A 21292-nucleotide genomic window follows, 5' to 3' on the forward strand; every position below is an offset into this window, starting at 1 on the left:
CGTTTTATTTTTATACCAATCCAACCAATGAAAAAAATATACACCAATTACATAAACAACTTCAAAGGACTATCCCGTGAGATCTGGCTGCTTTCTTTGGTGACATTTATTAACCGTGCAGGTGCCATGGTCATCCCTTTTTTATCTCTCTATCTCGTCAATGCAAAAGGGTTTACACTTCCACAGGTAGGATGGATCATGACCAGTTTTGGAGTTGGATCACTGGCAGGAACTTGGATCGGTGGGAAATTGACCGACAGTATTGGTTTTTATAAAGTGATTGTGCTAAGTCTGTTTCTGGGTGGAATCGGATTTATACTCCTTCAATTTATTGAATCCTTTTATGGGTTTTGTATTGGAATCTTTTTGTTGATCTTGGTAGCAGATGCCTATCGCCCTGCCATTTTTGTAGCTGCAGACACTTACAGCAAGCCTGGAAATGTTACCCGCAGTATTACATTGATTCGATTAGCAATCAATTTAGGTTTTTCCATTGGCCCGCTTATAGGAGGAATTATCATTGCTACAATTAGCTATACGTCTTTATTCTGGATCGATGGAGTTTCATGTGTAATTGCTGCAATAGGTTTATTTATTTGGTTAAAACCAAAAAAATCTAAAACTTCCGAACCTGTAGTTAAACATGATAGAAAAGAAGGAGTGCCTCCTTATTTAAATGGGCTGTTTGTACTTTTCATTATCATTATGATTGCTAATGGTACTACATTCGTTCAGTACTTTTCTGTGATGCCATTGTATTATGAGAAGGCTCATTTCCTTACAGAAGATCTTATAGGGTGGCTCATGTTCTTAAATGGAGCAGTAATTGTCGTATTCGAAATGCCCTTAATTGCTTGGTTGGAACGCAGAAAATTATCAAAGACCATGGCTACCTTCTGGGGAATTGTATTTACAGCTTTGAGTTTCGTTGTTCTTAATCTTACCTCGTGGAGCGGTGTTCTTGTTATTGGGATGTTATTAATGACGCTAGGTGAAATGATAGGCTCTCCGTTTTCAAACGCTTTGGCACTGGAAATGGCCCCCAAAGGAAGAAAAGGAAGCTATATGGGGTTGTATAGTATGAGTTTCTCCTTCTCTCACATTATCGGGCACAACGGCGGAATGAATTTAGTTGACAATTTTGGTTTTGATGCTACCTGGTATTATATGTTTATGCTCTTAGTAATTATCGCAATACTTACTTTATGGTTATATCGATTGCTAAAAAAATCACTTAAATTTACTACATACTAATAAAAAATAAATAGATGAAATATTGTATTACTATTCTTATCTGCTTCGGAATGATCTCCTGCGGAAATCCTTCTGCTGAAAAGAAAGTCGTTCATACTACCAAAACTGAAACTATTTCTAAATCATTTCCGAAGTTAGATTCCTCTCGTTATAATGTAGCATTTTTAATTATGGATGGGGTATACAATACAGAACTAACAGCTCCGTATGATATTTTCCAGCATACCATATTCAGAGAGAATATAAAAGCGATGAATGTGTTTACCGTTGCAAACACTGATGATCCGGTTACTTCTTTTGAAGGATTGCGAATGCTTCCGGATTTTAATTATACAAAGGACAGCCTGCCAAAGATCGATATTTTGGTGGTCCCTAGTGCGGAGCATCATCTGGATATCGATCTGGAAGATCAAATTATGCTCGAGTTTGTTCGTAAGGCCAATGAAGAAGCTATGTTTGTCACTTCACATTGCGATGGTGCTTTTGTATTGGCTAAAGCAGGTATTCTGGAAAATATCATCTCCACTACTTTTCCCAGTGATATAAAGGCCATGCGAGAGATGTTCCCAAAACTGGATATTCGAGAAGAAGTACTTTTTGTTCACGATGGAAAATATATCACCTCGGCCGGAGGTGCCAAAAGTTTTGAGGCTGCTTTATATCTATGCGAATATTTATACGGTAAAAAAGTTGCAGAGTCTCTGGCAGGCGGTTTAGTAATAGATTGGGATCTTGAAAAGGTGCCACATTTGATCATTGAAAAATAATATGTTATTTTACTTCTTTAACCTCGTTGTGACTCACTACATGAGATAATACAATTTGTGTTTTGGTTTCTCCATAACTAATTAATTGATCAATAAAAGCTTCCAGATGGTTTTGATTCTTTAAAACCACTTCCATTACAATATTCTCGTTTCCCGTAATACGGTAACAATTAAGTACTTCATCGTATGTTTTTACTTTCTCTAAGAAAGGCTTCAATTTTCCCATAAAAGCACGCAATGTGATAATAGCTTTTAACTGATATCCTATTTCAAAAGGAGACACTATTGTTTTATACCTGTCAATAATTCCGGAGTCTTCCATCTTTTTAATGCGTTCACTCACGGCAGGAGAACTTATTCCTACCTGTCTGCCTATCTCTGCATTAGACTGCCGGGCATTTTTCTGAAGGCATTCCAATATTTTCCAGTTTAGTGAATCAATACTCATTTTAATGATATTTTAACTAAAAAAATTAAAAACTAAAGCTAATATACGTATTTACTTTAAAATCGAAAGTCAAAAATGAAGCGATGTTCTTAAATTTGAGTGTTTTGTAAACCCCCACACCTACTAGTAAAATGATACCACATATTCCACATGGCCTGCCACAATCACCTATCTATAAGAAGGCTATGGAAATTTTCACGCTTTCCCGCCATATTTCCAGTTATATAACTCATGATCTGGCTCCATTGCGTCAAAATGGAAGGGAAGATGATACCATTTATTTTACCGGGGACATTGTGCAACAATCTGTTTCCTTAGCTCCCGAAATCTTAAAAGCAGAAAGTCAGACTTTTTCCGAAGAAAAACACAAATATGCAGCTTCAGTGAACAGGCTTGTCAATTCCTTGTATAAAAACTGTGAACGTTTGGAGCATGTCAATAGCAACGGAAAAGAATTTCTTCCTATTCTCAGAACCGAATTGAAAAAATTTAGAAAGTTACAGCGTACCTGGATGTTGACTTTATAAACTTGTTACTTATTTTCAAGACTTTTCAATAATTGATCAAATTCACATTTTATGTAAGACCTGAAGATGTTATCATAAGGCACAAAAGAACAGCTATTTCCGAACAAGAAATTTTTAGAGTCTCTAAAGTACATCACGTAATATTCTATTTTATTAAGAAATAACATGATGCCACCGTAAATGTAGAAGTTACAAAAAATAAAGAACCAGCATATTTAAACGTTGTTACGGTTTTATCCTTTAATTACCTTTTGATACCTTTTAAGTTCTTCTTTAACCTTAGATACTAACAGAAAAATTCCAATCATATTTGGCACCAGCATTGCAAAAATCATAGCATCACTAAAATCGGTTACAGCTCCCAAAGTAGCCGCAGCTCCTATAACAGTAAAAGTACAAAATAGTAGTTTATATGTATATTCAGTCTTTTTTCCTCTTCCAAAAAGAAAACTCCAGGCTTGGTATCCATAATAGGACCATGATATCATAGATGAAAAAGCAAACAAAATAACAGCAAAGCACAGAACATAAGGAAACCAGGAAATACCACTCTCTAAAGCCGAAGCGGTAAGTAGGACCCCTTCTTCATAGCTTATTTCAATACCTGTTGCTACTTGGCCAGTTATAATAAGTACTAAAGCGGTCATTGTGCATACCACCACAGTATCAATAAAAGGTTCTAATAAAGCGACAAGCCCTTCACTTGCCGGGTATTTGGTCTTCACGGCACTATGCGCTATCGATGCACTTCCAATACCGGCCTCATTGCTAAAGGCTGCTCTTTTAAACCCCTGAATTAATACTCCGACAAAACCTCCTGCAATTCCTTGAGGGCTAAATGCACCATCCCAAATGGATTGGAATGCAGCTGGAATATTACTATAATTTATTCCCAAAATAATCAATACTGCAAGGATATATATTGCTACCATTATGGGAACTATCTTATCGGTTACTTTAGCTATTTTCTTGATGCCCCCAATAATAACAATACCCACAAAGATTGCCATTATTAATCCAAATATCCATCCCTTGCCATAAATGAAACTTGCTTCTGCTCCGGTAACATGTTCAAATAACTGAAATGCCTGATTGACCTGAAACATATTACCTCCTCCAAAAGAGCCTCCCACACACATAATAGCAAAAAGTATCGCTAAAAACTTACCTAGTTTTGGAAGCCCCAGTTCACGCAATCCTTTCTTCAGATAGTACATAGGTCCCCCATAAACGGTTCCCTCAGCGTTAACTTCACGATACTTAACACCCAAAGTACATTCAACAAATTTTGATGACATTCCTAATAACCCTACTAATACCATCCAAAATGTAGCCCCGGGACCTCCAAGTGCTAAGGCTATAGCAACTCCAGCTATATTTCCCAATCCTACTGTAGCTGATATTGCTGCAGTCAAAGCTTGAAAATGACTTACTTCCCCCTCTCCTTCTACTCTTATTGTATCTGGATTATCTCCATCCACACTCAAAACAGAATCTGATACAGAAACATGGCCGTGATCTTCCAAAGAATCATATTTTCCCCGAACTACTTTTAATGCCGTCAAAAATTCTTTAATGTTTATAAATTTAAAGTAGATAGTGAAGTACCCAGCTCCCAAAATAAGTACTATAAGTACCCAAGGGATACCACTAGCTTCAGAAATTGGAATTTCTGCAAATATTCCATCAGTAAACCAACTTGTGGCATTACTGAATTGTTCATTTATACGTTCGTCTAGTGATTGATTGATTGATTGTAAAAAAAGAGACATAGTGATTTGATTTATGAAGCAATTTGCCTCTAAATCAAAAAACATGTATGGTTAATCACTAATGAAAAAATTTAACCAGAATGGTTACCTATATGGTTAAGCATTGTCTTTAACTGTAGCGTATTTAAGAAAATCATTACTCTTGGCAAATTCAATTAATTGTTCTTTTCCTCCTGCCCCGCTTATGTTAAGCATCTTTTTTATTTGATGGATATGTGTTTGAAATCCGTCTAAGCTGATATACATTGCTTCAGCAATTTCTTGATAAGATTTTGTATTTCCAAAGTATAACAGATTACCCAAAACTTCTTTTTGCCTGTCAGAAAGCTCTATTTTATTTGCCTCTTGTAATTGCTTTAATTCTACTTTCATTCCTTTAATCGTCTCTAAATGGCTTTCATTTGCCAACTCGAAATGCTCCAGGCGTTTTTCTAATTCATTATTTTTGATTCTTAGCTCCTGTGCAAGTGTTTGCTGTTGCTCTTTTTCAGAAAGAAATTTCCAACTATACAACAAAATAGAGAACAACAGTATAAATAAAAATTTAAACGAAATTGCGGTAATACTTCCCATCAATGCCCAAAATTCCTGATCTATTATTTGTACTACTCTATCCTGAGGGATAATACGGTGACTTACCGCGATAAGAATCAAGACAAACAATGCAAATGTAGGTAAATACATAAAACGCATCTGACGGGCAGTAAAAGCTTTGTTCAATTCATATAGTAGTGAAATAGCTACTAAAACAGAGATTGGAATATCAATGAGCCAAATGAAATTATTACTTATCTCAGCATTATTATAGGAAGTTGCTACAAATACAAATGCTACCATTCCCAACACACCGGAATAAAGCAAAATAAACTCTTTGGTAGTGAAACGTTCTACCAATCTTACAATAATACTTCTGTTTTGCTGATGCTCTATGGAAGGCAGTGAAAGCAAAATAAACAATGAATTTGCTAAAGAGACAAAAACACCTAAGTAAATAACCACTCTATTTACCGGTTCCCATTGAAAAACAGTGACCAAAATAATATTTGTCAATGCGCCAATTCCCCAAACAAAAATTGCAAGGCCAAACCATTTAATACCTTGTATTGTTTTTTTTCCGGTTCCACTTAACGCTTCTTTAATAAAAATACGTTGAATTATAATTGCAGAAATTAAACAAACAATAGCCGTGACTGTATATTCTATTACAGATAACATGTGATAAAGATATTGAAAAAAAATCCGAAGAGAGGATCCTCCAAAAAGTCATCTTCAAAAAATCACATTTTGAATATATCTCTAGAATTGAAACAAATAGTATATACTACATATTTCTTCGATACTGCCCTCCTACTTCAAACAATGCAGAGGTTATTTGTCCTAAAGAACAAACTTTCGTAGCTTCCATTAATTGTTCAAATATATTTTCGTTGTGAATGGCTGCTTGTTGTATTTTTTCAATAGTGGCTTTAGCTGTATCTTTTTTAGCTTCATGAAGATTCTTTAAAGTATCTATCTGTGCTTGCTTTTCTTCTTCCGTAGCACGAATCACTTCTGCAGGTAGTACCGTTGGCGATCCTTTACTGCTTAAAAAGGTATTTACACCAATAATTGGAAATTCTCCGGTATGTTTTAAAGTTTCATAATACAAACTCTCTTCCTGAATCTTACTGCGCTGATACATGGTTTCCATAGCTCCTAATACACCACCTCGTTCTGTAATACGGTCAAACTCTTCAAGAACAGCAGATTCCACAAGATCTGTTAGTTCTTCAATGATGAAAGAACCCTGAATAGGATTTTCATTTTTTGCCAGTCCCAACTCTTTATTGATGATCAACTGGATCGCCATCGCGCGACGTACACTTTCTTCTGTAGGTGTTGTAATGGCTTCATCGTACGCATTGGTATGTAGAGAGTTGCAATTATCATAAATTGCATATAATGCCTGTAAAGTAGTGCGAATGTCATTAAAATCAATCTCCTGAGCATGTAACGAACGCCCTGAAGTTTGAATATGGTACTTTAACATTTGCGCCCTTGGATTAGCTCCGTATTTTTCTTTCATGGCCTTTGCCCATATCTTACGGGCCACACGACCAATCACCGAGTATTCCGGGTCGATCCCATTACTAAAGAAGAATGACAGATTAGGTCCGAACTTGTTGATATCCATTCCACGGGAAAGATAATATTCAACATAGGTAAATCCGTTGGAAAGTGTAAATGCCAACTGTGTTATTGGGTTTGCACCTGCTTCGGCAATATGATATCCGCTAATAGAAACCGAATAAAAATTACGGACCTTCTTTTCAATAAAATATTCCTGTACATCACCCATCAATCTCAAAGCAAATTCTGTTGAAAAGATACAGGTGTTCTGCGCCTGATCTTCCTTTAAAATATCAGCCTGTACTGTTCCGCGAACCTGTTGTAAGGTTTCGGTCTTAATTTTTTGGTATACATCCGAAGGCAATACCTGATCACCGGTGACGCCCAGCAACATAAGTCCAAGGCCATTATTCCCTTCAGGCAGTTCTCCGTAATATCCCGGACGTTCTACTTTTTTATCCTTATAGATCTTAGCTATCTTTGCCTCTACTTCTTTTTCTATTCCATTCTCTTTAATGTATTTCTCACAATTCTGGTCAATTGCCGCATTCATAAAGAACCCAAGCAACATAGGTGCCGGGCCATTAATGGTCATACTTACCGAGGTCATTGGATGACTCAGGTCAAAACCGGAATATAATTTTTTGGCATCATCCAGACAGCAGATAGAAACTCCGGCATTCCCTATTTTTCCATAGATATCCGGACGGTAATCCGGATCATTTCCGTAGAGCGTTACACTATCAAAAGCCGTTGATAATCGTTTTGCCGGTAATCCCATACTTACATAGTGAAAACGGCGATTGGTACGTTCAGGGCCTCCCTCACCCGCAAACATACGTGTAGGATCTTCTCCAGTACGTTTAAACGGATACAATCCTGCCGCATAGGGAAATTCTCCCGGGACATTCTCCTGGAGTGTCCACCGTAGTATATCTCCCCAAGCCTGATATTTTGGTAACGCAACTTTTGGAATCTGTGAATGTGACAAAGACTCCGTATGTGTATCAATATTAATTTCCTTGTCTCGTACTTTAAAGGTATAGACCGGGGATCTGTAACGGTTCACTTTTGCATCCCATTCGGTAATTACTTCCCAGTTATAAGGATCCAGATCCATCTTCACACGATCAAATTCTTTGACAAGCAATTGTAAGAACTCTTTGTCGCCTTCATTCTGAGCATATTGAAGAATCTCTTCTTCATTTAAACCGATTTTAGTAAATAAAGATTTTTCAGCTTGGTCTGAAATATTAGAGACTGAACAGATCGTTTTAAAAATTCCATAAAGTTTTTGTGCTACTTCAGCCTGTGTCTGTACCTTTTTATCATAAGCTCTGTTTACTTCGCTGATTTCGGAAAGGTAGCGTGTACGTGCCGGAGGAATGACGAAGATTTTTTCGGACATTTCATCACTGATTTCGTAATCACTCTTTAAATCTGAATCTGTCTTCTCAACAATCTTGTCCATGATCGCCTTGTAGAGCTTATTCATTCCGGGGTCATTGAATTGTGAAGCGATCGTACCATAAACAGGCAAATCATCTTGTGGCGTATCCCATAATTGATGGTTACGCATGTATTGTTTTTTAACATCACGCAGAGCATCCAGGGAACCACGTTTATCAAATTTATTGATTGCAACCAGATCTGCGAAATCAAGCATATCGATCTTTTCCAATTGGGTAGCAGCACCAAATTCCGGAGTCATAACGTATAAAGAAACATCGCTGTGATCCAGAATTTCGGTATCACTTTGTCCAATTCCTGAAGTTTCTAAAACGATCAGGTCATACTCTGCTGCTTTTAGCACCTCTATGGCTTCCGAAACATATTTGGACAATGCCAAATTACTTTGACGTGTCGCCAGACTACGCATATAGACTCGTGGTGAATTAATGGCATTCATACGAATACGGTCACCAAGTAAGGCACCTCCAGTTTTCCTTTTAGAAGGGTCCACAGAAATAAGTCCAATTGTTTTTTCAGGAAAATCGATTAGAAACCTTCGTACGAGTTCATCTACTAAAGATGATTTTCCCGAACCTCCTGTTCCGGTAATTCCTAAGACAGGAGTTGTAATTTTTTCATTTTTTTTATGAATTTGCTGAAGCGTATCTTTGACAACTTCAGGAAAATTCTCGGCGGAAGAAATGACACGGGCAATTGCACCAGGTTCTTTTTCTGTAAGCCTGTCAATTTCACCATTTAATTGATCTCCAATAGGGAAATCGGAAGTTTGTACCAGATCATTGATCATTCCCTGCAAACCCATCTCACGTCCATCATCGGGAGAATAGATACGGGTAATACCATAATCCATCAATTCTTTTATTTCAGAAGGTAGAATAACACCGCCACCGCCACCAAAGATTTTAATGTGCTCCGCTCCTTTTTCTTTGAGCAGGTCGTACATATATTTAAAATACTCATTGTGGCCTCCCTGATAGGAAGTCATTGCAATGGCATTAGCATCTTCCTGAATTGCCGTATTCACAACTTCTTCAACACTGCGGTCGTGCCCCAAATGGATTACCTCGACCCCTGTAGACTGAATAATGCGACGCATAATATTAATAGCTGCATCGTGGCCGTCAAATAATGAAGCTGCGGTTACAATACGTACTTTATTTTTGGGCTGATATGGTGCTTTTTGCTGCATTGATAGTATCTAAAACTTTTGGAGCTGCAAATTTACGAAATTCGCAGCAATGCGAGTACTTTGTTAGAATTTATACTTCATTAAAAATAAACCACAAATTATAATCTGGTATCAAGAAGAAGCTTCAATCTTATAGGCTGCTTTTTTATATCTTTGTCCTCTATTAATTAATACGCTACTATGTTTCCTAAAAAATTAGCTCTTATCTTTTTATGCTTTGCAGGTGTTTCCTGCGCCGAATTACAACAGGTTGTAAACACACTTCCAAATGGTCAGGGAGGAGGCACTGCTATTGACATTGCCGGCGGTTTACGTCAGGCCCTGGATTTTGGCATTGACAAACAGGTTTCCAAACTCACTAAACAAGATGGCTTTTACAAAAATGAATTGGTAAAGATCTTATTACCACAGGAATTGCAAAAAGTTGACAAGACTTTACGTGATATTGGGTTAAGCAGTTTGGCAGACGAAGGCTTAAAGGTTTTAAATCGTGCTGCTGAAGATGCCGTAAAAGGGGCAACTCCTATCTTTGTCAATGCAGTTAAAGAAATCACTTTTACAGATGCAAAGAACATTCTTTTAGGAAGTGACAATGCGGCAACTTCCTATCTTCAGGCAAAGACCAATCAGGCGTTGTATGCGAAATTCAACCCAGTAATACAAAACTCATTTGCAAAAGTAGGCGCTGACGATATCTGGAGTAACATCATTACCAAATACAATTCCATTCCATTTGTAAATAAGGTAAACCCGGACCTTACAGATTATGTTACGAACGAAGCCTTAAAAGGGGTCTACAAGATGATAAGTATTGAAGAAAAGAACATCCGTACTAAAATCTCTTCAAGAACCACCTCACTTTTACAACAGGTATTTGCACTTCAGGATTAAAACAATAGTTAAGTTTTTAACTAAACTTTTCTTCGAACAGTATATATTAAGATAGTATTAACCAAGCGTTAATACTATTTTTTTTCTTTACGTTTTACCTTTGTATTGATAAATGAAAAGGAAGTATTATGTTACGTTGGTTTAAAAAAAAATCAAGACTGGAAAAACTTAAGTGCCGTTATGTCGAGCTCATGAAAAGGTCTTATGCAGTTGCCTTAAAAGATAAAAAGAGAAGTGAGGAAATTCATAAGGAGGCCTATGAAGTTTTTCAAGAAATAAAACATCTTTCCGCGAAATAATTGGTCAATTATTTAATGTAAGCTTTTGAAGTAATCGAAGGCATTTAGTAATCGTGATCCATACCAGCTAAAATATTCCCCATCTACCAGACGCACTTCTTTTTGCAATACCTTTTGTAATTCGGTAACATCTTCTTTTTTGAAAGGATAGGGTTCTGAAGATAATAGCACTATCTCTGCTTTCTTTAAAGAGTTTAAAGCTACTTCGGGGTATCTCCCGTCTTCATTAGTGATTACATTTTCAAAATGATTTATCTCTAATAAGGTATTGACAAATGTATTGGTAGCAGCAGCCATATATGGGTTCTTCCAAATAAGATAAGTTACTTTTTTAGAAGGTTTGTTCTTTATAAATTCTAAAAAGTCATCTTTTTTAGAATTAATTTTTGCTATTATTTCCGAAGCTTTTTCAGGAATATTAAAAATTGTCCCGAATGCTTTTATCATTTCAAGGCTATCTTCTATGGTTTGGATATCACTTACCCAAACCGGTGCGATCTTATTAAGTTCCTCTACCATTTCCTTAGTATTCTCTTCCTTATTACAAATAATAATGTCCGGGGAAAGGGATTCAATTTTATTAAGATGTACTTGCTTGGTGCCTCCAACTACCTTAATTTCTTTTCGCAACTCTTTTGGGTGGACACAGAATTTTGTAATTCCGGAAATTTGGTCTCTTAAGCCCAGGTCAACAAGCAATTCAGTTTGGGACGGAACCAATGATACAATTCGTTCCGGTAGTTTTAAAAATTCTAATGTTCTATTTAACTGGTCCTTAATATGTTGAATAATAACTTTTAGTTTTGTTCAGTTCAATACCCAAATATATAGAGAAATTGTGAGTTCAAATTATACACAACGTGTTTATGTATGGTTAGTTGCGTGGTTAAGCAACTAATTTAACAAACAAATCACAGATAGGAAATTCCAGTGGAATTTTCGTAAGTAGCCCAGAGCTAGCAGCCCGCCTGAACGACGCAGTCGGGCAGGTTAATTATACATGGCGTTGTGCGTTCGTATTTTATATAGTTCTATTTTTTACTTCTCTTACCCCAGCCTTGGTGATAACAATTTGAACTACTTCTTCATTTTTGTTCCTTATAAATTCTATTGTCCTACTATTATTATCGGAACGGAAAAATTTAGTTTTAGATTCCGGAATCAATTCAATATCATCATTCATATAAAACAGTTTGTCATTTTTTTTGTAAATTTTAATTCCTTCGTAATCTCCCAGGTACTCATTATAAACTATAGGATCAACCTTTATCTTGATATGCTTATAAGGTAATTCCACAGGGATGCCTAAAACGATAGCTGAAAGACCATATGCTATCAAATATGAAGGAGAACCATTATTTGATAATACAGTTACGAAAACATCATCATCCATAAATTTATTTAAGGATGTTTGTACACCATAATAGCCACCATCATGAGCAATTAAATTATGACCATGATTATAGAATGGGTTTACCATGACACCATAGCCGAAGTTTTGATCGTTATAAGAAGTAAACATTAGCTTTTTTGATTTTTCAGACAATAATGTGGTAGTATCAAAAAGATGTTTGTTCCATAAGTTTAGATCCTCAACTGTAGAATACACACCATCCATCCCAATACCATACTTCCAGTTTAAATATGGATTTTGAATAAGGATATCATCTTTTTTATAATAAGCTTTTGACATTTTAGGAAATATAGAATCATTACTACTAACTCCAGAATTTTTCATTTTAGCAATGTTAAATATGTGTTCCTTTAAGTAGGCTGCGTAACTTTTTCCAGATGTTTTTTCAATCAATGTAGCAAGAATATAATATCCATCATTACTGTAGGAAGTTTGTGTGCCAGGTTCAAATAAAAGTGGTTTTTTCATAATGTATTTGACAACAGAATCACTTTCAAATGAGGTGTTTGACAAAAAGATTTCATCATTATCATCACTAATTCCTGCGTTATGAGACAATAGCATTTTAATTGAGATTTTATTTCCGTCTGGAAACGCAGGATAATATTTTGATAATTTCTCATCAAGAGAGAGTTTATTTTTCTCCGCAAGCTGTAAAATTGCGACAGCAGTAAACTGTTTTGAAACTGATGCAAGGCTATACTTTGTGTCTATTGTGGTATTTATATTCCACTCATAATCTGCAAGACCGTATGCTTTTTTTAGTAAGATTGAGTCATTTTTTGTTATCAAAACTGTTCCAGAAAAATTGTTGATGTCTGCTTCAGTATCCATATACTCCTCTAACTGAATCTTTAATTGATTTTGAGCACAACTGGATATTGCTATTGCAAACAATATTATACTTACTATTTTTTTCATTTTATTCTGTTTTACAATTTGAAATTATCATTTCAAGTATTATTCCCAATTGGTCAATCTCACTACTTGATATACCTTTTAAAGCATTCTGTCTATTTTCTTTGATTTTTGGAGTGAGTAATTCTAGAGCATTCTTTCCTTTTTTAGTTATCTCCAAATCGAATTTTCTTCTATCTGTTTGGTTTACACTTCTTATGAGGTAATCATTTTTCACCATTAACTCAATCATACGAGTAATAGAAGCATAATCTTTAAAAATTAAATTGGCAATTTCCTTTTGACTAAAGGTTGAGTTATCATTGAGTATTATTAATATAAGACATTGATCTATTGTGATGTCTGGAATAATTTGACTTATATTTTTCTGAGAAAACTTTCTATATTCTTTAATAGCTTGTTCTATTAAATAGAGTACAGTGCCTGTTGGGTTTTTAAAATCCATATAAATATATTTGATACAAATATAATTGATATATCAATTAAAAACAAAAAACATTCATTTTTAAGTCAATATGACGTACGACAGCCTTGTGTATGCTTAGTTGCATGGGTTAGCCTTTGGCGTAACAAGCAACCCGCCGGAACAACTCTGTCAGGCTGGTTACTTATAGCCATTGTTGTGTAGAGTTTTTTATTTCTCACTTATATTTTTAATTGCATCTGAAATAAATTCATCTGGTAAATAATGTCCAGATTCATAGAATTTCAATGATTTATCTTTTATGCTTATTTTGTCAAAAAAATCTTGAGCTTCTTCTTTAGTGTACCATCCATCTTTTGTTCCCATAAGTAAAGAAATAGGCGCTTTTTGTAATATCGCATAATTTTTCGGTGATATTGTTTCAAGTGTTTTTGCATTTTCATCATTCATTCCTATTCTTTTGGAAGCTTTTTGGATATCCAAAGGTGCTACGCAAACAACGACACGATTCAATCTGTCATCAACCGAATTTAAAAGAATGGTTATCATTCCGCCCATACTATAACCAATCACATCAAAAGTAGTCGATGTATTATCTGCATTAGATTGTATATAATCCATTATAATTCTAATATCCTTAACTGTAGTAGAAAATAAATTATATGCTTTTTGAGAATCTTGTGACGAAAAAAATGTCAAGGGTGAAGCAAAGTTCGCTTCATAACTTCTTTCTCCGTGATATTTAGCATCTGGGATTATTACAGAATACCCCACTGTTAGTAATGAATCTTTAAGTTTTACATATTTTTTGGAAAGACTGGTTGAAGGGATAGCCCAATTATCTTTATTACCAGTTATACCGTGAAGAAGTATTACAAATTTATCTTTTTTTCTATCTTTTGGTTTTATGATGTAAAATGGAATTTTAGAATCGAATCCATCAATTACTATTTTTTCTAAAGCAGTGCCACTTTCATCGGTATTACTTCCAACAATTTTATCGTTGAATTCTATTTTTGGGAAATAACCTAGATCACTATGGATTTCTTGCGCAGAAATAATAGTAGTAATGAGAATTAGCACAAATGCTAATATTAATGGTTTAAATTTTCTCATAATTATTATTGATTTAGTTTCTTAAATTCTACACAACGGTTGTGTATATAGTACGTTGCCATGTTGGCAACAGATATTTTACTTACTCAAGCTTATCAGGCTTCTAGAAAGTCAAGACATTTCCCCATTTTAAAAGAAACATTGTTATAAGTGTAAAGCCGGCACTATATAATATTAGGGCTTGCCAAAATGATAATCTCGTTGGCCAATGTTTCCACATTTTTGTACCATATTCTTTTTTGGCATCAACACCAATCAGCCTCCAAAAAAGAAAAGCGAATATTAAGAAAATCAAAATTGCTATTAATAACACCCAAATTTTTTCCATTTGTTAAACTTTTAGTTTTGTTCTTTATTGTTGCTAACGGTATGTGTATGAAGCGTAGTGGTGTTTAGCCGCTATATTTTTACACCTTGTTAGGCCCTTTTTATTTTACAATTTCCCTTCAATTAATTCAACTTTCTTTCCAGTCAGTTCTTCAATTTGGCTAAGAACGAGCATTCAAAACAGACTCCATTTGTCGTTGTAGTTTATCGGCTTCAGCAGCAGCCGCACTGGCAAAATCTTCTCCATTAGAAGCATATATAATTCCGCGGGAAGAATTAATTAACAGTCCGACGGTAGCATTCATTCCATATTTACATACCTCAGCAAGATCTCCTCCCTGGGCACCCACTCCGGGAACCAGCAAAAAGCTGTTTGGAACAATATTTCTAATTTCACCAAGATATTCGGCTTTTGTGGCACCCACCACATACATTAAATTATGGGCATTTTTCCAGCCCCTGGATGTTTCTAAAACTGTTTTATAGACTTCTTTTCCGTCTATATTTTTTGTTTGGAAGTCGAATGCTCCTTCATTTGAGGTCAATGCAAGTAAAATGGTATGCTTTTCTTCAAATGCTAAAAAAGGTTCAACAGAATCTTTTCCCATATACGGAGCCACCGTTACCGAATCAAATCCCAGATCATCAAAAAAAGCTTTGGCATACCTGCTGGAAGTATTGCCTATATCACCGCGTTTAGCATCTGCAATCGTGAAAATTTCCGGGTAATTAGTATTCAGGTAATCAATGGTTTTTTCCAGTGACCTCCATCCCTTTATTCCGTAGGCTTCATAAAAAGCGGTATTGGGTTTGTAAGCAACTGTGAGGTGGTGTGTAGCATCTATTATTGCTTTGTTAAAGGCAAAAATGGAATCTTCTTCAGCAAGTAAATGTTTAGGTATTTTGGTGAGATCGACATCCAATCCTATACAGAGAAAGGACTTTTTTATTTTTATTTGCTGAAGTAATTGGTCAGAGGTCATAGATGTTTGGCTATAGGTTTAAGTTACCAAGGCTTAGAATGTCTCTCCTGCTTCTTTCAATTTTTCGGTATTACTTACTAATTGAAGCTCATCAATTATTTTTTGAATGTCTCCATCGATGATATTACTTAAATCGTACAAAGTAAGATTGATTCTGTGATCGGTTACACGCCCTTGCGAATAATTATAGGTTCTAATTTTTGCACTTCTGTCTCCACTCGTTACCATAGAGCCCCTTTTTTCAGCATCTTCGGCCTGTTTTTTGGCAAGTTCCAGATCATACAAACGAGAACGTAATACTTTAAAGGCCTTCTCCTTGTTCTTATGCTGTGATTTTTGATCCTGGCACTGAGCCACCAAACCTGTAGGTTCATGTGTTAGACGTACTGCCGAGTATGTTGTATTCACTGATTGTCCTCCGGGCCCCGAAGAGCAGAAATAATCTATACGAACATCTTTTGGGTCAATCTCTACATCAAATTCTTCAGCTTCAGGAAATACCATTACTGTAGCAGCACTGGTATGCACCCTTCCCTGGGTTTCGGTTTGAGGTACTCGTTGCACACGATGTACACCTGCTTCAAATTTTAGAGTTCCATATACATCAGCTCCTTCAATTTCAAACTGAATTTCTTTAAATCCACCACTCGTGCCTTCACTAAAATCTACTACGTTTGTTTTCCAACCTTTACTTTCACAGTATTTAGAATACATTCTATAAAGGTCTCCTGCAAAGATACTGGCTTCGTCACCTCCGGTTCCGGCACGAATCTCCATTACTGCATTTTTAGCATCTTCCGGGTCTTTGGGAACTAATAGAAATTTGATCTCTTCTTCGAGTTGCGGAATCCTCTCCTTAGCTTCGTCCAACTGCATTTTTGCCATTTCCAGCATTTCGGTATCGCTTCCGTCTGCTATGATTTCTTCTGCCTCATTAATGTTATTGGTAAGACTTACATACTCTTCTCTTTTATCCATTAATAAACGCAGGTCCTTATATTCTTTATTAAGCTGAATATATTGTTTTTGGTCACTAATAATATCCGGTTGAATGATCAAGTCACTTACCTCATCAAAGCGTTGTTTTACTATTTGCAGTTTCTCTAACATATTTCTTTATAATCGTGCAAATTTAAGTTAAATAAGGTTTACTTATAAAAGAAACCTTAGTGAGTTTTAATATAAGAATTCTCCAAATTCAGATCTAATGGTAAGTGCTTTTTTTTCGGCCTCGCCTTCTGACGGCTCTAAAGCTTCAACACGTCCAATAATTTTTGCATCCACATTGAAGGATCTTGAAATTGCAATAAGATCATCTGCTATTTCCTTCGGAACGTACAACTCCATTCTATGCCCCATATTAAAGACCTGATACATTTCCTTCCAGTCTGTCTTACTTTCTTGCTGAACTAATTTAAAAAGCGGTGGAACTTCGAAGAGATTATCTTTTACAATATGCAGATTCTCTACAAAGTGTAATATTTTGGTTTGTGCGCCTCCGCTGCAATGCACCATTCCGTGAATTTCTTTATTACTGAACTTTGAAAGAATCTCTTTTATAACAGGTGCATAGGTTCTGGTGGGTGAAAGTACTAGTTTTCCAGCATTTACCGGGCTATTACTAACCTCATCGGTTAGTTTTTTTGAACCTGAGTATACTAATTCCTCAGGAACCGAATGATCAAAACTTTCTGGATATTTTGAAGCCAAGTATTTATGAAAAACATCATGGCGAGCTGAAGTTAAACCATTGCTTCCCATTCCTCCATTATATTCGGTTTCATAGGTCGCCTGCCCATATGAAGCTAATCCAAGGATCACATCTCCTGCTTTAATATTTGCATTGTCAATAACATCACTACGCTTCATTCTGGCCGTTACTGTAGAATCAACTATAATGGTTCGCACCAGGTCTCCAACATCTGCAGTTTCACCACCGGTAGAATGAATTTTTACTCCAAATTTTGATAGGTCATTGATAAGTTCTTCAGTCCCATTAATAATTGCTGAAATAACTTCGCCGGGAATTAAGTTTTTATTTCGTCCAATGGTAGATGACAACATAATATTGTCAACTGCGCCCACACAAAGTAAATCGTCCACATTCATAATTAGGGCATCTTGTGCAATACCCTTCCATACGGAAACATCTCCGGTCTCTTTCCAGTACATATATGCCAATGAGGATTTTGTTCCGGCACCGTCCGCATGCATTACCAAACAATAGTTGCTATCTCCTGTAAGGTAATCGGGAACTATTTTACAAAATGCCTGGGGGAATAAACCCTTATCAACATTTTTTATGGCATTATGAACATCTTCTTTTGCAGCAGAAACGCCGCGTTGTGCATATCGTTTGGAAATTTCCTGACTCATGGAAAAAATTTAGACTACAAAAGTACACATTAAAAAAAAGCTCACAAAGGTGAGCTTTTCAGTATTTATAAAAAATTTATCAATTATTCCCAGTCTGGCATAAAAGCATCGCTGTATAACAGAGTTCTTGAATCTTCGATTCCTATTTCAATACTATAAACATTTCTCTGTGAAATACCATCATTAGAAGTATTTGTAAAGATCGCAAAGGCCTCATTAGGTGAGAATATAGGTTCCAGATCATTCGTTCCACTTGCTTTATTATCTGAAATATCAGTAGCAGTGTCTGTAACAAGATCATAGACAAACATTCTGACATCCAATCTTCTATAATTGGCTCCTTCAAAACCTGAAACGTCATAAGAATATATTACCTTTTGATTTGTTACTGAAAGATTTAGTCCACTTGTTGCACCTGGCATACCTGTATGAATGGTATCTAACACATTACCACTAAAATCAATAGTATAAATTGAAACATTGTAACCTTGTAAATTATTGGTTTTTAATGCAATAATTTCTGCTGTTTCACTAACATCCACTTCAGAAATTAAAGAATCATCCGGGGTTTGGTATATCAAGCTTGTTCCTTGGCCATTAGTATTAACTCTGTATAGTTTATTTAACTGGGGGAAATATATTTTATCACTATTTGGTGGCCAGGAAAAATTTATTTCATTAAGATTAAAACCAGTAGGTTTTATTTCAGAACGGGTAACTAATTGCTTGTCCGAACCATCTCTCCTCATAGTATAAATATTTACAACAGCTCCATCATTTTGTAAAAATGCAATTCTATCTGCTGTTACATTTCTTCTTGGGCGGTAACTATTCAGCTTTTCAGAAGTAAGTTGGAATTCGCTTCCGTCTTCATCTGCAGAGAAAATAACATTGTTATTACCAATCTTTCTGGTAAACAAGAACCTGTTATCGATAGGTGCACTAATCACATCAAAGGTTCCTACGGTACTTAAGACTGCAGCATTGATCCCATCAGTAGCAGAAACCTGCCAAAAATATTGGGCTCCTAAAATTAATGGGGAGTGTGTATAAGTAGTTTCTGTAATGTCTTCAAATAACATCACATCATCATTTTGATCATTTCTTAATTCTATAGTATATGTAAGAGCGTCTCCTTCAGGGTCTGTAGAAGTCCACTCAAATACCGCTTCAATACTCTGTAAAACTTCATTCTCAGTTGGTGCAACTAATTGGGGAGCACTAGGTGGTCTATTATTTGTTGTTGATACTTCCAGCTCAAAAACCACATTTACAGATGCATTAGCTACAACATTTGTGGGTTCAAAATCTGTAATATAATTTTCTATTCTGGCTTCAACTGCATATTCTCCTACCGGTGCATTCTCAATTGTAAATTTTCCATCACTATCTGTAAAAACAGTACTGGTAATAGGCTGTGTTGATATTCTCACATTTTCAAGAGGCGTATTATTACCTGCGGCAACTACACTCCCTTTTATAGTTCCATAATCATTTTCACCAATTTTATCTTCATTACAAGAAAATAAAAGAATCAAGAGTACTCCTATCAATTTAAAATATGTTCTACTTCCTTTCATCATTTTATTATTGGTTAATTTTTAATTTCGTTTTTTTAGATCCAAAATGATAGTTTAATCCAAGTCCAACACCGAAATAAAAATCATCTCTTCTTCCGTTAATCTGGTTGTCAATTTTGTCAGAGAATGTATGATTAAATTCTCCATTCAATACAAAAGAAATCCGGTCTGAAACCGCATATTCCACTCCGGCACCAAATTTCAGTTTAAAGAATGCATCCCATCTTTGAAGGTAGAGTTCCGGGGAATCATCTGCAAATAATAATATTCCGGGTCCTGCAAATACATAGGGAGACAGTTTATCATGAGGTAATATATTGTATTCAAGATTAACACTTTCTGCTATCCACCAATGATCTGTGGCCGGAGTAGAATTTAGTCTGATGATCTGAAAATCTGTACCTAAACTCAACCCAGGTAAAAAACGATATTTATATCCTAATTCTGCTTTAAAGTCTGGCAATCCCGAATCAAAATCACCATCAATCTGCACCAGCCCCATTGTTACATTAGCGGTATGTCTAAAATCATGCTTTAGATATTTTCTTTCGTATAATGCTGTAGATTCTTCCAGTTGTTGCTCCAGCAGATATTGATCTACAATTTCCCTGTCTTTTTCTTCTCCTTCTTTGGTAGACCACAATTTGTCTTTAATTCCTTCAACAATTAATAGTTCAACGGCTTTTTCAATGGCTTCTTGTACTGCTAATTGTGTGGGTTCATTTTTTGTAAAACCGGTTTCTACCTCCAGTAATTTTTGAAAATTCACATATCTGAAAATTCCAACATCTACTGATTGAGAGAGAATCGTTTTGGAAACGTTTACTGTTTTGAGTACCTCTCCTGTAGAAGTAGAGACAGCTCTAAGATATACAGTGATCCTGTCCTGACGATATTGAGTGGAACCTCCAATTCCAAAATATCTTGCTCCGGCACCTCCTGTTAATAAGTTAGAATCATAAGAAATAACGCCTCCTTCTAACAATATGCCTGCAAATAATAATGGATTCAGTTTTTGTGGCGGTTCGGTAGGGGATTTTCTATATTCATCTCTTGTGGTTCTAATGATGTTACGTTCATTTAACAGGTTCCCAAGGTTTTCACGTTCAATGGGTCTGAACCACTTTGAATCCTCAAGGGCTTTTATCAGGATCGTCGTAGCCCCTTGAGTAACAGCAGTACTAAATGTACTTCCGTTTTCAATATTTTTATACTGTCCCGTTTGGTCTTTAAAGTTGTAGACCCCTACAACAATTGGACTTGAGGGAAGTGGCAAGTCTATTAATTTTTCGGTTTGATCTGTAGTTTCTCCAATTCTAGCTTCCTGTGGCCCTAAAGGTTGATTAAAATAAGCACCACACCCCCCCAGAAAAATTGGCAGTAATAATAGTAATAATATTTTTTTAAAAAAATTTACCATACTAG

At 35.7% G+C, this 21292-nt stretch carries 19 protein-coding genes; 5 read left to right on the top strand and 14 right to left on the bottom strand.

The window, feature by feature from the left end:
* The first annotated feature begins 27 nt into the window (after nucleotides 1-27).
* Nucleotides 28-1254, top strand: a complete 1227-nt coding sequence (locus tag ACY2RT_RS03965; RefSeq protein WP_490154578.1) for an MDR family MFS transporter — start codon at nucleotides 28-30, stop codon at nucleotides 1252-1254.
* Nucleotides 1255-1268: 14 nt separating this feature from the next.
* A complete protein-coding gene (locus tag ACY2RT_RS03970; protein ID WP_490154579.1) occupies nucleotides 1269-2021 on the top strand; it encodes a DJ-1/PfpI family protein in 753 nt (250 codons plus the stop codon).
* A 4-nt stretch (nucleotides 2022-2025) separates the two neighbouring features.
* On the opposite strand, the gene ACY2RT_RS03975 is transcribed toward ACY2RT_RS03970, so the two are convergent.
* Nucleotides 2026-2469, bottom strand: coding sequence for an Lrp/AsnC family transcriptional regulator (locus tag ACY2RT_RS03975; RefSeq protein ID WP_490154580.1), 444 nt, complete (start codon nucleotides 2467-2469; stop codon nucleotides 2026-2028).
* Nucleotides 2470-2600: 131 nt separating this feature from the next.
* Between ACY2RT_RS03975 and ACY2RT_RS03980 the strand changes: the two genes are divergently transcribed.
* On the top strand, nucleotides 2601-2996 hold the full coding sequence (locus ACY2RT_RS03980; protein WP_490154581.1) for a hypothetical protein: 396 nt from the start codon (nucleotides 2601-2603) through the stop codon (nucleotides 2994-2996).
* Nucleotides 2997-3229: 233 nt separating this feature from the next.
* Here ACY2RT_RS03980 and ACY2RT_RS03985 read toward each other — a convergent pair whose 3' ends face one another.
* From ACY2RT_RS03985 to ACY2RT_RS03995, 3 genes are all read right to left on the bottom strand, one after another.
* The gene (locus tag ACY2RT_RS03985; protein ID WP_490154582.1) at nucleotides 3230-4768 is read right to left on the bottom strand and encodes an alanine/glycine:cation symporter family protein; all 1539 of its coding nucleotides are present in this window, start codon (nucleotides 4766-4768) and stop codon (nucleotides 3230-3232) included.
* Nucleotides 4769-4864: 96 nt separating this feature from the next.
* Nucleotides 4865-5983 carry a helix-turn-helix transcriptional regulator gene (locus tag ACY2RT_RS03990; RefSeq protein WP_490154583.1) on the bottom strand — a complete coding sequence of 373 codons (1119 nt, stop codon included), beginning with the start codon at nucleotides 5981-5983 and terminating at the stop codon, nucleotides 4865-4867.
* Between the two features lie 106 nt (nucleotides 5984-6089).
* Nucleotides 6090-9539 carry a methylmalonyl-CoA mutase family protein gene (locus tag ACY2RT_RS03995; protein ID WP_490154584.1) on the bottom strand — a complete coding sequence of 1150 codons (3450 nt, stop codon included), beginning with the start codon at nucleotides 9537-9539 and terminating at the stop codon, nucleotides 6090-6092.
* A gap of 180 nt (nucleotides 9540-9719) precedes the next feature.
* Between ACY2RT_RS03995 and ACY2RT_RS04000 the strand changes: the two genes are divergently transcribed.
* Nucleotides 9720-10430 (top strand): DUF4197 domain-containing protein, encoded by a 711-nt coding sequence (locus ACY2RT_RS04000; protein WP_490154585.1) that lies wholly within the window; start codon nucleotides 9720-9722, stop codon nucleotides 10428-10430.
* 128 nt (nucleotides 10431-10558) lie between these two features.
* Nucleotides 10559-10729 (top strand): Lacal_2735 family protein, encoded by a 171-nt coding sequence (locus ACY2RT_RS04005; RefSeq protein ID WP_490154586.1) that lies wholly within the window; start codon nucleotides 10559-10561, stop codon nucleotides 10727-10729.
* Nucleotides 10730-10741: 12 nt separating this feature from the next.
* Here ACY2RT_RS04005 and ACY2RT_RS04010 read toward each other — a convergent pair whose 3' ends face one another.
* The 10 genes from ACY2RT_RS04010 to ACY2RT_RS04055 form a co-directional block, all read right to left on the bottom strand.
* A complete protein-coding gene (locus ACY2RT_RS04010) occupies nucleotides 10742-11449 on the bottom strand; it encodes an ABC transporter substrate-binding protein (protein WP_490154587.1) in 708 nt (235 codons plus the stop codon).
* 301 nt (nucleotides 11450-11750) lie between these two features.
* Nucleotides 11751-13064 (bottom strand): serine hydrolase domain-containing protein, encoded by a 1314-nt coding sequence (locus ACY2RT_RS04015; protein ID WP_490154588.1) that lies wholly within the window; start codon nucleotides 13062-13064, stop codon nucleotides 11751-11753.
* Between the two features lies 1 nt (nucleotide 13065).
* The gene (locus ACY2RT_RS04020; protein WP_490154589.1) at nucleotides 13066-13506 is read right to left on the bottom strand and encodes a MarR family winged helix-turn-helix transcriptional regulator; all 441 of its coding nucleotides are present in this window, start codon (nucleotides 13504-13506) and stop codon (nucleotides 13066-13068) included.
* 189 nt (nucleotides 13507-13695) lie between these two features.
* Entirely contained in the window at nucleotides 13696-14601 is a 906-nt protein-coding gene (locus ACY2RT_RS04025; protein ID WP_490154590.1) for an alpha/beta hydrolase family protein, read from the bottom strand.
* A 103-nt stretch (nucleotides 14602-14704) separates the two neighbouring features.
* Nucleotides 14705-14929 carry a hypothetical protein gene (locus tag ACY2RT_RS04030; protein ID WP_490154591.1) on the bottom strand — a complete coding sequence of 75 codons (225 nt, stop codon included), beginning with the start codon at nucleotides 14927-14929 and terminating at the stop codon, nucleotides 14705-14707.
* A gap of 160 nt (nucleotides 14930-15089) precedes the next feature.
* The gene (gene pyrF, locus ACY2RT_RS04035; RefSeq protein ID WP_490154592.1) at nucleotides 15090-15911 is read right to left on the bottom strand and encodes an orotidine-5'-phosphate decarboxylase; all 822 of its coding nucleotides are present in this window, start codon (nucleotides 15909-15911) and stop codon (nucleotides 15090-15092) included.
* A 33-nt stretch (nucleotides 15912-15944) separates the two neighbouring features.
* Complete coding sequence (gene prfA / locus ACY2RT_RS04040) at nucleotides 15945-17021, bottom strand: peptide chain release factor 1 (RefSeq protein ID WP_490154593.1); 1077 nt, start codon at nucleotides 17019-17021, stop codon at nucleotides 15945-15947.
* 66 nt (nucleotides 17022-17087) lie between these two features.
* Nucleotides 17088-18287 (bottom strand): AIR synthase related protein, encoded by a 1200-nt coding sequence (locus ACY2RT_RS04045; protein ID WP_490154594.1) that lies wholly within the window; start codon nucleotides 18285-18287, stop codon nucleotides 17088-17090.
* 83 nt (nucleotides 18288-18370) lie between these two features.
* Complete coding sequence (locus ACY2RT_RS04050) at nucleotides 18371-19870, bottom strand: carboxypeptidase regulatory-like domain-containing protein (RefSeq protein WP_490154595.1); 1500 nt, start codon at nucleotides 19868-19870, stop codon at nucleotides 18371-18373.
* A 4-nt stretch (nucleotides 19871-19874) separates the two neighbouring features.
* A complete protein-coding gene (locus ACY2RT_RS04055; RefSeq protein WP_490154596.1) occupies nucleotides 19875-21287 on the bottom strand; it encodes a CsgG/HfaB family protein in 1413 nt (470 codons plus the stop codon).
* Nucleotides 21288-21292: the final 5 nt, after the last annotated feature.

Source organism: Ulvibacter sp. 2210JD10-4 (assembly GCF_058148525.1).

What these genes read in the sequence shown, in the direction of transcription:
- ACY2RT_RS03965 (WP_490154578.1), top strand. Translation starts at nt 28, where the DNA reads ATGAAAAAAATATACACCAATTACATAAACAACTTCAAAGGACTATCC.
- ACY2RT_RS03970 (WP_490154579.1), top strand. Translation starts at nt 1,269, where the DNA reads ATGAAATATTGTATTACTATTCTTATCTGCTTCGGAATGATCTCCTGC.
- ACY2RT_RS03975 (WP_490154580.1), bottom strand. Translation starts at nt 2,469, where the DNA reads ATGAGTATTGATTCACTAAACTGGAAAATATTGGAATGCCTTCAGAAA.
- ACY2RT_RS03980 (WP_490154581.1), top strand. Translation starts at nt 2,601, where the DNA reads ATGATACCACATATTCCACATGGCCTGCCACAATCACCTATCTATAAG.
- ACY2RT_RS03985 (WP_490154582.1), bottom strand. Translation starts at nt 4,768, where the DNA reads ATGTCTCTTTTTTTACAATCAATCAATCAATCACTAGACGAACGTATA.
- ACY2RT_RS03990 (WP_490154583.1), bottom strand. Translation starts at nt 5,983, where the DNA reads ATGTTATCTGTAATAGAATATACAGTCACGGCTATTGTTTGTTTAATT.
- ACY2RT_RS03995 (WP_490154584.1), bottom strand. Translation starts at nt 9,539, where the DNA reads ATGCAGCAAAAAGCACCATATCAGCCCAAAAATAAAGTACGTATTGTA.
- ACY2RT_RS04000 (WP_490154585.1), top strand. Translation starts at nt 9,720, where the DNA reads ATGTTTCCTAAAAAATTAGCTCTTATCTTTTTATGCTTTGCAGGTGTT.
- ACY2RT_RS04005 (WP_490154586.1), top strand. Translation starts at nt 10,559, where the DNA reads ATGTTACGTTGGTTTAAAAAAAAATCAAGACTGGAAAAACTTAAGTGC.
- ACY2RT_RS04015 (WP_490154588.1), bottom strand. Translation starts at nt 13,064, where the DNA reads ATGAAAAAAATAGTAAGTATAATATTGTTTGCAATAGCAATATCCAGT.
- ACY2RT_RS04020 (WP_490154589.1), bottom strand. Translation starts at nt 13,506, where the DNA reads ATGGATTTTAAAAACCCAACAGGCACTGTACTCTATTTAATAGAACAA.
- ACY2RT_RS04025 (WP_490154590.1), bottom strand. Translation starts at nt 14,601, where the DNA reads ATGAGAAAATTTAAACCATTAATATTAGCATTTGTGCTAATTCTCATT.
- ACY2RT_RS04030 (WP_490154591.1), bottom strand. Translation starts at nt 14,929, where the DNA reads ATGGAAAAAATTTGGGTGTTATTAATAGCAATTTTGATTTTCTTAATA.
- pyrF (WP_490154592.1), bottom strand. Translation starts at nt 15,911, where the DNA reads ATGACCTCTGACCAATTACTTCAGCAAATAAAAATAAAAAAGTCCTTT.
- prfA (WP_490154593.1), bottom strand. Translation starts at nt 17,021, where the DNA reads ATGTTAGAGAAACTGCAAATAGTAAAACAACGCTTTGATGAGGTAAGT.
- ACY2RT_RS04045 (WP_490154594.1), bottom strand. Translation starts at nt 18,287, where the DNA reads ATGAGTCAGGAAATTTCCAAACGATATGCACAACGCGGCGTTTCTGCT.
- ACY2RT_RS04050 (WP_490154595.1), bottom strand. Translation starts at nt 19,870, where the DNA reads ATGATGAAAGGAAGTAGAACATATTTTAAATTGATAGGAGTACTCTTG.
- ACY2RT_RS04055 (WP_490154596.1), bottom strand. Translation starts at nt 21,287, where the DNA reads ATGGTAAATTTTTTTAAAAAAATATTATTACTATTATTACTGCCAATT.